This is a genomic window from Streptomyces cadmiisoli (assembly GCF_003261055.1).
Lineage (GTDB): Bacteria > Actinomycetota > Actinomycetes > Streptomycetales > Streptomycetaceae > Streptomyces > Streptomyces cadmiisoli.
The window spans coordinates 3,900,636-3,916,323 of the sequence record NZ_CP030073.1; the positions used below are offsets into that span (position 1 = coordinate 3,900,636).

The 15,688-nt window shown below is 72.3% G+C and carries 10 protein-coding genes; 2 read left to right on the top strand and 8 right to left on the bottom strand.

The features are described 5' to 3' along the window. Positions 1 to 121: 121 nt before the first annotated feature. From DN051_RS16510 to DN051_RS16525, 4 genes are all read right to left on the bottom strand, one after another. The gene (locus DN051_RS16510) at positions 122 to 1,726 is read right to left on the bottom strand and encodes a serine/threonine-protein kinase (RefSeq protein WP_112438990.1); all 1,605 of its coding nucleotides are present in this window, start codon (positions 1,724 to 1,726) and stop codon (positions 122 to 124) included. A 168-nt stretch (positions 1,727 to 1,894) separates the two neighbouring features. Continuing rightward, positions 1,895 to 4,690: a protein kinase gene (locus DN051_RS16515; protein ID WP_246041040.1), complete on the bottom strand. Its 2,796-nt coding sequence runs from the start codon at positions 4,688 to 4,690 to the stop codon at positions 1,895 to 1,897. A gap of 152 nt (positions 4,691 to 4,842) precedes the next feature. After that, entirely contained in the window at positions 4,843 to 6,882 is a 2,040-nt protein-coding gene (locus DN051_RS16520) for a serine/threonine-protein kinase (RefSeq protein ID WP_112438992.1), read from the bottom strand. A gap of 96 nt (positions 6,883 to 6,978) precedes the next feature. Then, positions 6,979 to 8,685, bottom strand: coding sequence for a glycerol-3-phosphate dehydrogenase/oxidase (locus tag DN051_RS16525; RefSeq protein ID WP_112438993.1), 1,707 nt, complete (start codon positions 8,683 to 8,685; stop codon positions 6,979 to 6,981). 267 nt (positions 8,686 to 8,952) lie between these two features. Here DN051_RS16525 and DN051_RS16530 point away from each other — a divergent pair, with 267 nt between their 5' ends. Then, a complete protein-coding gene (locus DN051_RS16530) occupies positions 8,953 to 10,161 on the top strand; it encodes a nucleotide sugar dehydrogenase (protein WP_053759465.1) in 1,209 nt (402 codons plus the stop codon). A gap of 131 nt (positions 10,162 to 10,292) precedes the next feature. Here the strand turns inward: DN051_RS16530 and DN051_RS16535 are convergent, their stop codons facing one another. The 4 genes from DN051_RS16535 to DN051_RS16555 form a co-directional block, all read right to left on the bottom strand. After that, positions 10,293 to 11,417, bottom strand: a complete 1,125-nt coding sequence (locus tag DN051_RS16535) for a GuaB3 family IMP dehydrogenase-related protein (RefSeq protein WP_053759466.1) — start codon at positions 11,415 to 11,417, stop codon at positions 10,293 to 10,295. Between the two features lie 117 nt (positions 11,418 to 11,534). Beyond that, complete coding sequence (guaB, locus tag DN051_RS16540) at positions 11,535 to 13,040, bottom strand: IMP dehydrogenase (protein WP_053759467.1); 1,506 nt, start codon at positions 13,038 to 13,040, stop codon at positions 11,535 to 11,537. Between the two features lie 143 nt (positions 13,041 to 13,183). After that, positions 13,184 to 13,771: a sigma-70 family RNA polymerase sigma factor gene (locus DN051_RS16545; RefSeq protein WP_053759468.1), complete on the bottom strand. Its 588-nt coding sequence runs from the start codon at positions 13,769 to 13,771 to the stop codon at positions 13,184 to 13,186. Between the two features lie 558 nt (positions 13,772 to 14,329). Continuing rightward, on the bottom strand, positions 14,330 to 14,941 hold the full coding sequence (locus DN051_RS16555) for a response regulator transcription factor (RefSeq protein WP_003948568.1): 612 nt from the start codon (positions 14,939 to 14,941) through the stop codon (positions 14,330 to 14,332). A gap of 380 nt (positions 14,942 to 15,321) precedes the next feature. Here DN051_RS16555 and DN051_RS16560 point away from each other — a divergent pair, with 380 nt between their 5' ends. After that, complete coding sequence (locus tag DN051_RS16560; protein ID WP_053759469.1) at positions 15,322 to 15,651, top strand: WhiB family transcriptional regulator; 330 nt, start codon at positions 15,322 to 15,324, stop codon at positions 15,649 to 15,651. The last annotated feature ends 37 nt before the right edge of the window (positions 15,652 to 15,688 follow it).

Genomic DNA, 15,688 nt, shown 5'->3' on the forward strand with positions numbered 1-15,688 from the left:
CCCATCATGCCCCGCCGGAGGCGGCCCTTCCGGGACGTGCGGACCGGGTTGGCCGACAACCGCCCCCGGCCGGCGCGCGCGGCGGGCGGCACTGAGTGAGCGGGACGGGGTATCGCGGCGGTCAGGACACCGTGCTGGGCCGCCAGCCCCGCAGCACCGCGTCGAACTGCTCCCGGGTCGTCTCCCAGTCCTCCGCGGGACCGGACATGTAGAGGGCGTACTCGACGCCGTCCCGGGCGACGTACATCTCCTCGATCGCCCGCCGCGGGCCCGCGTGGATGCCGGGGTCTCTCTCCAGTGCCGTCCAGGTGTACTCCCACAGCGCGCCCTCGCGGTCCCGGTAGATGTTCTTCTCCAGGGTCACGCGCTCGTAGTCGACGAGCCGCTGAAGCTGCTGCTCCAGGTCGCGCTGGTGCTCGTAGGGCTCGGCGAAGTCGGGGGACTTGTCGACGGCGATGCGCAGCAAGTGGATGCCCTTGTCGGGCGTGTAGTCGATCTGGGTGAGGTCGCCGCTGACGCTGTAGACCTTGCGCTCCCAGTCGCCGCTGGGCACGGAGAGCCCGAAGCCCGCCGGGTCGTCGACCGGCACCCAGCTCTCCGGGCCGGACTGCGGGCTCGGGCCGGGGGGCTCGCTCGTCGGCGTCGGGCTCGGGGTGAGGGAGACGTCGTTCCGGGCGCGGCCGTCGTCCCACTGCTGGATCCCCACCGCGGCGGCCCCGCCGACGACCGCCGCGAGGGCGACCACCAGGGCCAGGGTGCGCAGTCGACGCCGTTTGGCCGGAACGGGTGCCGCGGTGGGCGCGGTCGGGGTCGGCCGGACCGGGGTGTCCTGGCTCACGGGCCGGGTGTCCGCCTGCCGGACCGCCGGCCCGTGCACCTGGGTCACCTGCGTCACCTGCGTCACCCGGGGCTGTCTTCCTTCGGCCGCCTCACCGAGCAGGCGTTCGGCCTCGGCGAAGTCGGGGCGCGACGCCGGATCCTTGCGCAGCAGCGCGGTGATGACGGGTCCGAGCGGGCCGGCGTTGCGCGGTTCGGCGGGATGCTCCTCCACCACGGCCTGCATCGTGGAGAGCGGCGAGGTGCGGCGGAACGGCGAGGTGCCCTCGACCGCCGTGTACAGCGTCGCCCCCAGCGCCCACAGGTCGGCGGCGGGCCCCGGGTCGTGCCCCCGGATCCGCTCGGGCGCCAGGTAGTCGACCGAGCCGACCACCTCGCCCGTGCGGGTGATCGTGCTGTCCCCCTCGATCTGGGCTATACCGAAGTCGGTGAGCAGGACGCGCCCGTCGTGGCCGAGCAGGACATTGCCGGGTTTGACGTCGCGGTGCAGGACGCCGGCGGTGTGCGCCGCGCGCAGGGCACGCAGCACCCACAGGCCGATCCGGGCCGCCTCGGCCGGTTCGACACGGCCCGCGTCCTTCACCGCGTCGGCGAGCGAACGGCCCTCGACGAGTTCCATCACGATCCACGGCCGGCCGTCGTGTTCGAGCACGTCGTGGACGGTGACGACGGCGGAGTGGTTGATCCGCGCCGCCGCGCGCGCCTCGGCCCGGGTACGGGCCAGCAGCACCGCCTGGTCGCTCTCGGAGACGTAGAGTGCGGCGGTCAACTCCTTGATGGCGACGGCCCGATGCAGCACCTCGTCGTGCGCGCGCCACACGCGTCCCATACCGCCGCTGCCGATGGCGTCGGTGAGCCGGTAGCGGCCCCCGAGGAGCAGGCCCTGCATCTGATTCACGTTTCCCCGCAATGTTCTTGACGGGCTCAGCCTAGGGACCGGGCCCCGAACGGGGAACAACGGGGCCCCACGGAGACGGCACTGTGATGGTTGTCGCTTTCGGGAACCGGAGGGAACCGCGGGGCGACCCGGCGCCGACGCGCGGCCGACACGCACCGCTCAGCCGGTGGCCCGGTACGTGGCCGCGGCCTGCTCGTAGAGCCGTGTCACCTCGTCCCGTTCGGACTCCGGACCCCGCAACTGCACCACGTGGTAACGGCCGTCGACGAGCATCGCCAGGTTGCGTACGAACAGTTCGCCGCCGCCCTCGCCGGTCCAGGTGAACTGCCCCTCGGCCATGGTCCGTCCGCCCACCTCGATGGTCTTCAGACCGGTGGAGGTGGCCCAGCTCGACTCGCGGTACGGCAGCAACTCCGGTTCCCGCTCCCGCTGGTACGTCATGGGGTCGCCGCCGTACTCGTCCGCGCCGTCCCGGCCCGGCACGACGATCAGTTCGAAGTCGCCCTTGCCGTAGACGACCCGGCCGTTGCCCTTCTCCGGGGTGCGCTGCCAGCCCTCGGCGACGGCGACACGGAAGCCCTCCGGATCCGTTCGCAGCTCGAAACCGTCGGCGACCTGAGGGGCGTCGGTCTGTGCCTCCGTCGAACCGGCGGACTCGGCCGGTTCGCCGGACGCGTTCTGATCGGGCCGCGGCTCACTGCTCGCCTCCGGCGTCCTTTCGGGCGCATTACCGACCTGGCCCGCCGCCCCGGTCCGCTCCGGGCCGCCCGCACCTCCGCCGCCCTCACCGGCCTTGGGCATGAACAGCACGGCGTACGCTATCGCCCCGGCCATCGCGAGCAGCACCAGCACGAGCAGGGTGCGGCCCAGGCTGCGCGGCGAACCGGTCTTCTGCTTGTGCCGGTCCCGCTTGTGCCGCCCGTGCGCCGCGGGCAGACCGGCACGCCGCCGGCGCACCAGTTCGCCCTTGCGCCGCACGATCGGCAGCCGGCTCGCGTCGGCCGGCGGCGCGGCGACGACGTGCACCCCTGCCTCCGGCTCGGGCGCGGAACGCACCAGTGAGCGCAGCCAGCCGCGCAGTTCCTCGAAGTCGAGGCGCTCGGTGGGGTCCTGGCGCAGCAGCGACTCCACGACCGGCCTGAGCGGTCCGCACTCCTCCGCGAACGCCGGCGGCTCGGCGCACACCATCTGCACCAGCTCGGCGGTGGACTCCTCCGGGTACGGCGCGTGTCCCTGCACGGCCCGGAACAGCAGCGCGCCCAGCGCCCACAGGTCGGTCGAGGGCCCGATGGGGGGCGCCAACCGCCAGTTCTCGTGCACCGGTCCGGCCTGCTCGGGCGCCCACCGCTCGGTCACCGGCCCGACCACGGCCATCCGCGCCTGCCGGGCCCGCTCGGCGGCCAGCGCGGTGGTCGGCCCGCGCCGCGCCACCGGCGTCCCGGCGACGAGGTCGTCCCAACTGCTGGGCGCCGGCACCGGGTCGGTCCCACCGGACGGCAGAGCCGTACGGTCCGTCGGCACCGCGGTCCCGTGGCCGGGCGCGGGCGCCCCTTGCCGGGCGAGGCCGTCGCCGTGGAGCGCGCCCTGCCCGTACCGGTCGGTGCTCGCCGCGCCGCCCGGCCAGGGCGTGCCGCGTACACCGTAGGGGTCGGCGATCTGTCCCGGCGGCGCGCCGTCGGGCGTGTGGAGCCGGCCGGCACCGGGGGCGTACGGCTGCTCCGCACCGCCTTCGGAGGCGGGACGGGCGCCCGGCAACGCCGGCCGTCCGGTCTGCTGCTCGGCCTGACCCGAGGTGTACGGCGACTGCGCCCCGGCGCCCTCGGACCCCGAACGTGCTTCCGGCAGCGCCGCGCGCCCGCTCTGCTGCGCTTCCTGGACCCGGGCCGCCGCGCGCGCCCCCGCCCGGTACGCGGCGATCGCCCCGGCCCGCTGGGCCCGGATGTCCCCTCCCGTCTCCTGCGCCCTGCGGGCCGGGACGGCCGATCCGCCGGGTGTGTGCACGCCGCTGCCTCCCGGCAGCGGCAGCCCTCGCGCCGCCCTCGCCTCGATGGCGGCGCGCCGCGCGGCCTCGGGATCGCCCCCGCCGACACCACCCGGCACCCCGGCTCCACGGGACCCACCGGTCCCACCGATCCCACCGGTCCCACCGGTCCCACCGGGTGCTACGGCCCCACGAGCCGCAATGGCCCCACCGGGCCCAAAAGTCGTACCCGGCCCGATGGCCGCACCGGCCCCACCGGCCGCGCCCGTCGCTCCGCTCGCTGCGGAACCCCCACCGGAACCCGGGCGACCGCCCGGGTCAGCGGCGCCACCGCCCTCGTCGGCGCCGTACATCCACTCCGGCACCGGGTCGTACCCGCACAGCGCCTCCTCGGCCGCCCCGACCGCGAGGCCGGTCAGCATGACCCGTCCGTCGTCGCAGACGAGCACCGTGCGAGCGGTGATGTTCCGGTGCACCCACCCGTGCGCGTGCAGCACCCGGAGCGCTGTCAGCACATCGGACGCGACCTCGGCCGCCCGGTACGGCGTCAGCGGCTGTTCGGCCAGCAGCGCCGCCAGCGGCCGGGACGCCACCCACTCGCTGACGATCCACAGCGAACCGCCCTCGGCGAAGACGTCGAAGACCTGGTCGAGCCGGGGATGGTCGGGGATCCGCGCCGCCGCCTGCGCGGCCTCCACCGCCCGCCGGACCGCGGGATCGGTCGGCCGCCTGGTCCCCGCACGGGGCGCCGGCGTCCGCCGTGCCCCGCGGTCCCTGGCCGTGAACCCGTCCGGCAGCCCCTCTGCGTCGAGCACCTCCGCCTCGACGACCTCGGGCAACGGCACCTGCCTGACCAGGACTTCCTGCCCGCTGTAGGTGTCGAAGGCCCTGGTCTCGGTGAGTTCGTACTCGTCGGACGGGGGCAGCGGCAGGCGGTAGCGGTCGGCGAGCACCCGGCCCGCGTAGTCCTCCACGTTGCCTCCCCCGGCCGCCCGGCTGGTCAATTCCGTTCGTCTGGCGTCCCGTTCCGGATGCGTACGGTTCGCAAGCACTCACGATACGTGCCGGAGGCAACCTGCACACAGGGACGGGAGATCTCACGCCCCAAACGCGCCGGACGCCTCCGTCACGCCTTCGGTTCGAAGCTCTTCGCCAGTGTCTGCCAGGTGCTTCGGCGCAGCTCGCCGTCCCACTTCGCGGCCGGCGCCGTGTACATCAGCGCGTAGCCCTGGCTGTCGTTCACGACGAACCCGCGGTCGATCGTCCGGTACTTCGTACCCCCGTCGACGTATGTGAACTCCCAGTCGGCCGTGTTCCAGCCGCGGTAGTCCACCTTCTCTATGCGGACCCGGTCGTACTGGGAGCGCATCATGCCGCGCTCCTGGTTCTCCCAGTCGGCGACGGGGTCGTCCTTGGGCGTGGTGGTCCAGGCGACGAGCAGCTTCTGTCCCTGCGGACCGGTGAACCGGTCGCCGGCCGCGTCCGACGACTGGTACTTCCAGCCCTTGGGCAGACCGATCGAGTAGCCCTGGCCGCCCTCGTAGGTGGAGGCCACCGACGCGCCCCCGGAGGAGTCCGAGGAACCCGAGGAATCGGAGGAGCCCGAAGAATCGGAGGACTCGTCCTTCGATCCGTCGCCCTCGCCCGACGAGTCCGCGCCCGTGCCCGTCGCGTCGTCCTCCGGCCCGGACTGCTGCGCGTCTCCGTCCGCGCCGACCCCGCCCTCGTCGTCCTTCTTCGGGTCGGCGCTCGGGCCGGCACCGGCGGCCTTGTCACCGCCGCGACCGGACGGGTCGGAGCCGTCGTCCCCGCCGAGCGAGACGGCCAGGACGATGCCGAGCACGACGACCAGCACCGCCACCGCCACGATGACCAGCGTGCGCCGGGGCACCACGTCGGTCAGCGGCGCCCTGGGCGCGGGACGCGACGGAAGGTCCGGAGGGGTCATGACGGGCCAGCCCGAACTCCGGCCGCCAAAGCCCGCGTTCGCTCCCTGCCGGCCCTGGTCGCCCCGCGCCGCCCGGTCACCGGCGTCGGACGACGCCGAGGCGGTCACGGCCGTGTCCGGAGCGCCGGACCCGGCGGCGGTGCCGCCGTCCGCGGTCCTGGACTTGGCGCGGGCCGAGGTGGCCGCGCCCGCCGCGACGGCGGCGTTGCGCGCGGAACGAAGCGCACCGCGCAGCCGGTCGGCGCCCTCCTTGCCGGCACCGCCCGGCGCGCTCCCGCGCGGCTCGGGCGTGTCCGGCTGCGGCGGCAGCGGGACGACCTTGGTCGCGTCCGCAGGCTCGGCCGTCCTCGGGCCGGGCTCGTGGATGACGGCGTTGAGCATCGCCCGGGCACCGGCGTCGTCGAGGCGCTGGGCCGGGTCCTTGGTGAGCAGTCCGTGGATGACGGCGCTGAGCGGTCCCGCGTTCTTCGGCTCCTCCAGCGGCTCGGTCATCACCGCGGTGAGGGTCGCGATGGCGGAACCCTTGTCGTAGGGCGGGGCGCCCTCGACCGACGCGTACAGCAGACCGCCGAGCGACCACAGGTCGGCGGCCGGGCCGGGCTTGTGTCCGCGGGCACGCTCGGGGGAGATGTACGAGGGGGCGCCGACGAGCATGCCGGTCGACGTGATGGACGGGTCGCCCTCGACCTGCGCGATACCGAAGTCGGTGAGCACCACCCGGCCGTCCTCGGCGATGAGGACGTTCGACGGCTTCACGTCACGGTGCAGGATGCCCTCGCGATGCGCCGAACGCAGCACGTCGAGCACGGCGAGGCCGACCTCCGCGGCGCGCACGGGTTCGAGCAGACCGTCCTCGCGGATGACCTCGGCGAGCGACTTGCCCTCGACGAGTTCCATCACGATCCACGGCCGGTCGTCCTCGTCGACCACGTCGAAGACCGTCACCGCGCTGTTGTTGCGGATCCGCGCGATGGCCTTGGCCTCGCGCAGAGTGCGCGTGATCAGCCGCCGCTTCTCCTCCTCGTCGATGTTCGACGGGAACCTCAGCTCCTTGACCGCGACCGTGCGGCCGAGCGTCTCGTCCTCGGCGCGCCACACCGTGCCCATGCCGCCTCGGCCGAGCACATCTCCCAGCCGGTACCGCCCGGCGAGAAGGCGCTCGCTCTTGTCCTGACGAGTGTCCTGACGGGATGTCCCCGCCCGCTCCGCCTCCGACATGCGTCCCCTCATGCAACCCGCCCTGACAGAGCCTCCATTGTCCCTCACCCGACAAGTGCCCGACGCCCAGGGTGCCCTCCCGCTGCTGTTACCCCCTCAGAGGGGCACGATGTCCGGCGCCCCGAGGCGCGCCGCGTCCGCCGTGAGGTCGTCCGGCTGGCGCTGCGACTCGCGTTCCGCTTCCACCCGCTTCTCGTAGTGCTGGATCTCGCGCTCGATGTGGTCCTTGTCCCAGCCGAGCACCGGCGCCACCAACTCGGCGGCCTCCCGGGCGCTGCGGGTGCCGCGGTCGAAGGTCTCGATGGAGATGCGGGTACGACGGGTCAGCACGTCGTCCAGGTGCCGGGCGCCCTCGTGCGAGGCGGCGTACACGATCTCGGCGCGCAGATAGTCGTCGGCCGCGTGCAGGGGTTCGCCCAGTGAGGGGTCCCCGGCGATGAGTTCGAACAGCTCCTCCGCCATCGAGCCGTACCGGTTGAGCAGGTGCTCGACGCGTGCGACGTGCAGGCCGGTGCGCGCGGCGATCCGCGCGCGGGCGTTCCACAGCGCGCGGTATCCCTCGGCGCCGAGCAGCGGGACGTCCTCGGTGACGCACTCGGCGACCCTGAGGTCGAGTCCGTGCACCGCCGCGTCCACCGCGTCCTTGGCCATCACCCGGTACGTCGTGTACTTGCCGCCGGCCACCACGACCAGCCCCGGCACCGGATGCGCGACGGTGTGCTCGCGCGACAGCTTGCTGGTGGCGTCCGACTCGCCGGCGAGCAGTGGGCGCAGTCCCGCGTACACCCCCTCGACGTCGTCGCGGGTGAGCGGCACCGCGAGCACCGAGTTCACATGCTCCAGCAGATAGTCGATGTCGGCGCTGGACGCGGCCGGGTGCGCCTTGTCCAGGTCCCAGCCGGTGTCGGTGGTGCCGATGATCCAGTGCCGGCCCCAGGGGATGACGAACAGCACGGACTTCTCGGTGCGCAGGATCAGCCCGGTGCTGGAGTGGATGCGGTCCTTGGGGACGACCAGGTGGATGCCCTTGGAGGCGCGGACGTGGAACTGACCGCGCTCACCGACCATCGCCTGGGTGTCGTCGGTCCACACTCCGGTGGCGTTGACGACCTGCTTGGCGTGGATCTCGTACTCCCCGCCGGCCTCGACGTCCTGCACCCGGGCGCCGACGACGCGCTCGCCCTCCCGCAGGAATCCGGTCACCCGCGCGCGGTTGGCGACCTTCGCGCCGTACGACGCCGCCGTGCGCACGAGGGTGGCGACGAAGCGGGCGTCGTCCATCTGGGCGTCGTAGTACTGGAGGGCGCCGACCAGGGCGTCCTTGCGCAGGGCGGGGGCGACGCGCAGCGCGTGACCGCGGGTCAGGTGGCGGTGCGCGGGCAGGCCGCGGCCGTGGCCGCGGGCCATCGACATCCCGTCGTAGAGCGCGACGCCCGACCCGGCGTACAGCCGCTCCCAGCCGTGGTGCTGAAGGGGATACAGGAACGGCACCGGTTTCACCAGGTGCGGGGCCAGCCGCTCCAGCAGCAGGCCACGCTCCTTCAACGCCTCCCGGACGAGCGCGAAGTCGAGCATCTCCAGATAGCGCAGGCCGCCGTGGATCAGCTTGCTGGACCTGCTCGACGTGCCCGATGCCCAGTCGCGCGCCTCCACCAGGCCGGTGGACAGTCCGCGGGTCACGGCGTCGAGGGCGGTGCCCGCGCCCACCACTCCGCCGCCCACGACCAGCACGTCCAGTTCCCGCTCGGCCATCGCCGCCAGTGCTTCGGCCCGCTGCGCCGGCCCCAGTTCCGCTGTCCTCACCGCTGCCTCCCGCTCATCGCCCGGTCGGTATCCCCATGCCCAGATTCTGGCCGGGTTGCCCGACTTCAGCCACCACGCACCCCCAGCCTGTGGACAACTTTCACGACCGCACGGGACGCCCCCGACACAACACCGCAAGGCGACACAGGGGAGTAATCCCATAAATCGGTCATATTTACCCCTAGTCTGACATTGCGGCCCGCTCATCCTGTCCACAGGGCTTGCGCACCTGTCCCGCTTCGGCTATTGGGAAGGACCGCCCACGCCATGCCCGCAGATCTCGCCGTGATCGGACTCGGCTCGCTCGGCCTGCCGCTGGCCCAGGCCGCCGTAGCCGCCGGTATCCCCACCGTCGGCTACCGGACCGGACCCGATCACGGCTCGCTCAGCGCCGCCGAACTGCGCCGGATGCTCTCGGGGGGCTTCCGGCAGCCCGCGGGACCGGCCGAGCTGGGCCGGGTGCGCACCGCCGTCATCTGCGCGCCCACCTCCAGGAGCGCGGACGGCGGCCTCGACCTCGGCCAGGTCGAGGCCGCCGCCCGCACCCTGGCCGAGCGGCTGCGCCCGCACACCACGGTCATCCTGGAGTCACCCGTGCACCCCGGCACCACCGAGGAATTCCTCCGCCCCCTCCTCGAAGAGGGTTCCGGGCTGCGCGCGGGCCGCGACTTCCACCTCGCCTACTCCCCCAGCCGCGTCGACCCCGGCAACCGCGACTTCACCCCCGCCAACACCCCCAAGGTGATCGGCGGCCTCACCCCCGCCTGCACCGAGTCGGCCGCCACCTTCTACGGCCGGCTCACCGACAAGGTGGTACGCGCGCGTGGCCCCCGGGAGGCCGAGACCGTACAGCTCCTGGAGACCAACTACCGGCACGTCAACATCGCGCTGGTCAACGAGATGGCGGCCCTGTGCCACGACCTGGGTGTCGACCTGTGGGACGTCATCCGCTGCGCGGAGACCAAGCCGTTCGGCTTCCAGGCCTTCCGCCCCGGCCCGGGAGTCGGCGGCCACGCGGCCGCCCAGGACGTGACCGGCCCCGCGGGCCGCGGCCTGCGCATGGTCGAGCTGGCCCAGCAGGTCAACAGCCGGATGCCCCGCTACGTCGTCAAACGCGCCGCCACCCTCCTGAACGAACACGGCAAGTCAGCCCGCGGCGCGCGCGTACTGCTGCTCGGCGTCACCTACAAGCCCGACGTCGCCGACCTTCAGAGCAGCCCGGCCCCCGAGATCGCGATCCGGCTCCGCGAACTCGGCGCCGCCGTCAGCTACCACGACCCCCACATGCCGTCCTGGAGCGTCCTCGACCGCCCGGTGCCGCGCGCCGAGGCCCTCTACGAGGCCGCCGCCGACGCCGACCTCACGATCCTGCTCCAGCACCACCGCACCTACGACCTCCAGGGCCTGTCCGTGAAGGCGCAGCTCCTCCTCGACACCCGAGGGGCGACCCCGACCGGCGCCGCGCACCGCCTGTGACTCGTCACCCCCTGCGACCCGTCACCACTTGTGCCCCGTCACACCACTTGTGACCTCGCACCGGGAGCCGCCCCACGACACGGAAGGGCCCGTCCACCGGCCGGGTGGACGGGCCCTTCCGGACGCGGGGACTACCGCTTGTGCTGCGAGTCCGCGACCGTCACCTCGACCCGCTGGAACTCCTTGAGCTCGCTGTAGCCGGTGGTGGCCATGGCACGGCGCAGGGCGCCGAAGAGGTTCATCGAGCCGTCCGGGGTGTGGGACGGGCCGGTCAGGATCTCCTCGATGGTGCCGACGGTGCCGAGGTCGACCTTCTTGCCGCGCGGCAGTTCCTCGTTCACCGCCTCCATGCCCCAGTGGTGGCCCTTGCCGGGAACGTCCGTGGCCCGTGCGAGCGGGGAGCCCATCATCACCGCGTCGGCACCGCAGGCGATCGCCTTGGGCAGGTCACCGGACCAGCCGACGCCGCCGTCCGCGATCACGTGGACGTACCGGCCGCCCGACTCGTCCATGTAGTCCCGGCGGGCCGCGGCCACGTCCGCGACGGCGGTGGCCATGGGCACCTGGATGCCGAGGACGTTGCGCGTGGTGTGCGCGGCGCCGCCGCCGAAGCCGACCAGGACACCCGCGGCACCGGAGCGCATCAGGTGCAGGGCCGCGGTGTAGGTGGCGCAGCCGCCGACGATCACGGGGACGTCCAGCTCGTAGATGAACTGCTTCAGGTTCAGCGGTTCGTGCGAGGACGAGACGTGCTCCGCGGAGACGGTCGTGCCGCGGATGACGAAGATGTCCACCCCGGCGTCCACGACCGCCTTGGAGAACTGGGCCGTGCGCTGCGGGGAGAGCGCCGCGGCGGTGACCACACCCGAGTCGCGGACCTCCCTTATGCGCTGCCCGATCAGTTCCTCCTTGATCGGGGCGGCGTAGATCTCCTGGAGGCGGCGGGTCGCGGCGTCCGCGTCCAGCCCGGCGATCTCGTCGAGCAGCGGCTGCGGGTCCTCGTACCGCGTCCACAGGCCTTCGAGGTTCAGCACGCCGAGGCCGCCGAGCTCGCCGATGCGGATCGCGGTGGCCGGCGAGACCACCGAGTCCATCGGGGCGGCCAGGAAGGGCAGCTCGAACCGGTAGGCGTCGATCTGCCAGGCGATCGAGACCTCCTTCGGGTCCCGCGTACGGCGGCTGGGGACGACGGCGATGTCGTCGAAGGCGTACGCCCGGCGGCCGCGCTTGCCGCGCCCGATCTCGATCTCAGTCACGTGTGTGGCCTTTCCCTGATGCGTTTCAGCGCCTTCCAGTATCCCCGACGGGTACGACAAGGGCGGCCCCGGAGCATCCGGGGCCGCCCTCGATGTCGCGTCACACGCGCGTGCGCCTCACTTGCGGCTGTAGTTCGGCGCCTCGACGGTCATCTGGATGTCGTGCGGGTGGCTCTCCTTCAGACCCGCCGAGGTGATCCGCACGAAGCGCCCCGAGGACTGGAGGTCCGGCACGGTCCTGCCGCCGACGTAGAACATCGACTGGCGCAGACCGCCGACCAGCTGGTGGACGACCGAGGACAGCGGGCCGCGGTAGGGCACCTGGCCCTCGATGCCCTCGGGGACCAGCTGCTCGTCGGAGGCGACGCCCTCCTGGAAGTAGCGGTCCTTGGAGAACGACTTGCGGTCGCCGCGGCTCTGCATGGCACCGAGCGATCCCATGCCGCGGTACGACTTGAACTGCTTGCCGTTGATGAACAGCAGCTCGCCCGGCGACTCCTCGCAGCCCGCGAGCAACGAACCCAGCATCACCGTGTCGGCGCCCGCGACCAGCGCCTTGGCGATGTCGCCGGAGTACTGCAGACCGCCGTCGCCGATCACCGGGACACCGGCCGCCTTGGCCGCGAGGGAGGCCTCGTAGATGGCCGTGACCTGCGGGACGCCGACGCCGGCGACGACCCGGGTGGTGCAGATGGAGCCGGGGCCGACGCCGACCTTGATGCCGTCCACGCCGGAGTCGATCAGGGCCTGGGCGCCGTCGCGGGTGGCGACGTTGCCGCCGATGACGTCGACGCCGGCGGAGTTCGACTTGATCTTGGCGACCATGTCGCCGACCAGCCGGGAGTGGCCGTGCGCGGTGTCGACCACGATGAAGTCGACGCCCGCCTCGATCAGCGCCTGGGCGCGCTCGAAGGAGTCGCCCGCGACACCGACCGCCGCGCCGACCAGGAGCCGGCCCTCGGCGTCCTTGGCGGCGTTCGGGTACTTCTCGGCCTTGACGAAGTCCTTGACCGTGATCAGGCCCTTGAGGACGCCCGCCTCGTCGACCAGCGGCAACTTCTCGATCTTGTGCCGGCGCAGCAGCTCGATGGCGTCGGCGCCGGAGATGCCGACCTTGCCGGTGACCAGCGGCATCGAGGTCATGACCTCGCGCACCCGGCGGGAGCGGTCGGTCTCGAAGGCCATGTCGCGGTTGGTGACGATGCCGAGCAGCTTGCCGCTCGGGTCGGTGACCGGGACGCCGCTGATCCGGAACTTGGCGCAGAGCGCGTCGGCCTCGGCGAGGGTGGCGTCCGGGTTGATCGTGATCGGGTCCGTGACCATCCCGGACTCGGAGCGCTTGACCAGGTCGACCTGGTTCGCCTGGTCCTCGATCGACAGGTTGCGGTGCAGAACACCGACGCCGCCCTGGCGGGCCATCGCGATCGCCATGCGCGATTCGGTGACCTTGTCCATGGCGGCGGACAGGAGCGGGATGTTGACCCGCACGTTCCTGGAGACGTACGAGGCGGTGTCGATCTCGTCGGGTGCCATGTCCGACGAGCCCGGCAGCAGCAACACGTCGTCGTAGGTCAGCCCGAGAGTCGCGAATTTGTCGGGCACTCCGTCGACGTTGGCAGTCATGACACCTTCCCCAAATGGCCTTGCTCGGTGCGGATGTCCATGCTAACGGGAAGCACGGCTCTCTCATTCCACGGTTCTGGGCGGCCTCAGGCTTCGTATGTTCGTACGGAATCGAGCCGGAGCCCGTTCAACCGGGAACGGCCTCACTGCTCGGCCAGGGCCCTCAGCCTGCTCAGCGCCCGGTGCTGGGCCACCCGGACCGCACCGGGTGACATTCCCAACATCTGACCAGTCTCCTCCGCCGTGAGACCCACGGCGATGCGGAGCAGCAGCAGCTCACGCTGGTTCTCCGGGAGATTGGCCAGCAGCTTCTTGGCCCACTCCGCGTCGCTGCTGAGCAGCGCGCGCTCCTCCGGCCCCAGTGAGTCGTCCGGCCGCTCGGGCATCTCGTCGGAGGGGACCGCCGTCGACCCCGGGTGCCGCATGGCCGCCCGCTGGAGATCGGCGACCTTGTGCGCGGCGATCGCGAAGACGAAGGCCTCGAAGGGGCGGCCGGTGTCCCGATAGCGCGGCAGCGCGAGCAGGACGGCGACACAGACCTCCTGGGCCAGGTCCTCCACGAAGTGCCGCGCGTCGCCGGGCAGACGGGACAGCCGGGTGCGGCAGTAGCGCAGGGCCAGCGGGTGAACTCGGGCGAGCAGGTCGTGTGTGGCCTGCTCGTCCCCGTCGACCGCGCGATGGACGAGCGCGCCGATCGCCCCAGGGGCGGTGGTGGCCTCGTCGTCACGCATCGGTCCATGGTGCCCTGCGGCCGATTGCTCCGCGGCACTGCCTCCGTTGTTGTGCACCGAAGCGTTATGAGCAGGTGCGCCGGAACTCATCCCCTGCGCCCTCCCCTTCCGCTCGACCGACTTGTCCCCGAGGAACTCCACACCTCAAGGATGCGGCATCCTCGCCGAAACAAGCAGCGGGCACTGGACGGGCCGCCGCGCGGACGGCCGCGTCGCGCCGCCGCCGAGGGCACGAGGAACCGCGCGACCGGCCACGGACACCCCGTGGCCCGCAGTCGGCCCGCACCCCACGATCCGACCCCACGGCGCGCGGCCGGCCCGGGGCCCATGACCGCGCCACCGGCGGAGCGCTGGGGCCTGTCGTCAAATTGCTGTCGTTGCCCGAAGGGCGGCCCCGCGGCGTCCGGTGCGTGCTCTCGGCGGGCCGGGCGGAAGCCCTCGTACCGGACGTACTCGGGCTTTCGCCCGGTGCGGCGAGTGGGGGCACCTCCCACGCCCTTGAGGCAGTGGGGGAGCGTGCCGGGCGTCGCGGGGCAGGCGGGAATTTGACGACAGGCCCTAGCGCACCAGACCCCACCGGAAGCCGAGCGCCACCGCGTGCGCCCGGTCCGAGGCGCCGAGCTTCTTGAACAGCCGGCGGGCGTGGGTCTTGACGGTGTCCTCGGAGAGAAACAGCTCACGGCCGATCTCCGCGTTGGAACGGCCGTGGCTCATGCCCTCCAGCACCTGGATCTCACGCGCGGTGAGCGTGGGCGCGGCGCCCATCTCGGCCGAGCGCAGCCGGCGCGGGGCGAGCCGCCAGGTAGGGTCGGCCAGGGCCTGCGTCACGGTGGCCCGCAGTTCGGCGCGCGAGGCGTCCTTGTGCAGATAGCCCCGGGCGCCGGCGGCGACCGCGAGGGCCACGCCGTCCAGGTCCTCGGCGACGGTGAGCATGATGATGCGTGCGCCGGGGTCCGCGGACAGCAGCCGCCGCACGGTCTCTACGCCGCCCAGTCCGGGCATGCGTACGTCCATCAGGATCAGGTCCGAGCGGTCGGCGCCCCAGCGGCGGAGGACTTCCTCGCCGTTGGCCGCCGTCGTCACGCGCTCGACGCCGGGCACGGTCGCGACCGCGCGGCGGAGCGCCTCTCGGGCAAGCGGGGAGTCGTCGCAGACGAGGACGGAAGTCATGACCGTCCTCCGCAGCTGATGCGCGTCACCTTGAGCCTCCAGGCTGGTACGAATCGTCACCTGTGCGGTCGACCGTCTCGGACGCTTGCCCGAGCGTTTGTGTTTTCAACCGCCTCCGCACTCTCAACGACGGTCACTCGAAAGAGTTACGGGGCTGTGTGCCGTATTCGGCACTCTACGTGAGGGTGCGGACACGGTGCAGACATGCGCGGCGGACCCTCGACGTTTCATCACAACCCGTGCCCCATTTAGCCCCATTTCTTCCCATCCGCTGGTGTCTGAGGCTAGATTCGCAATGAGTCATATTTTCATCTCCTTAGATCGTAGATGTACGGTCGTGGGCACCGTATCCGCCCAAAACGGCTACAAGGGGTCACGTAATGGCAGATTTCTCCCGCCTTCCCGGACCGAACGCGGACCTATGGGACTGGCAGCTCCTGGCTGCCTGTCGAGGGGTGGACAGCTCGCTCTTCTTCCATCCGGAGGGCGAACGCGGGGCGGCCCGGAGCGCTCGTGAGAACTCGGCCAAAGAGGTCTGCATGAGGTGCCCGGTCCGCGCGGAGTGTGCGGCGCACGCGCTGGCGGTGCGCGAGCCGTACGGCGTGTGGGGCGGTTTGACCGAGGACGAGCGCGAAGAGCTCATGGGGCGGGCGCGCCACCGGCTGGTGTCGGCGACGACCACTGGTGGAAGCACCGCCTCCAACACCTGAAAGAACGTTTCTTCTGACGGGGCGCGCGAGGGCGTGC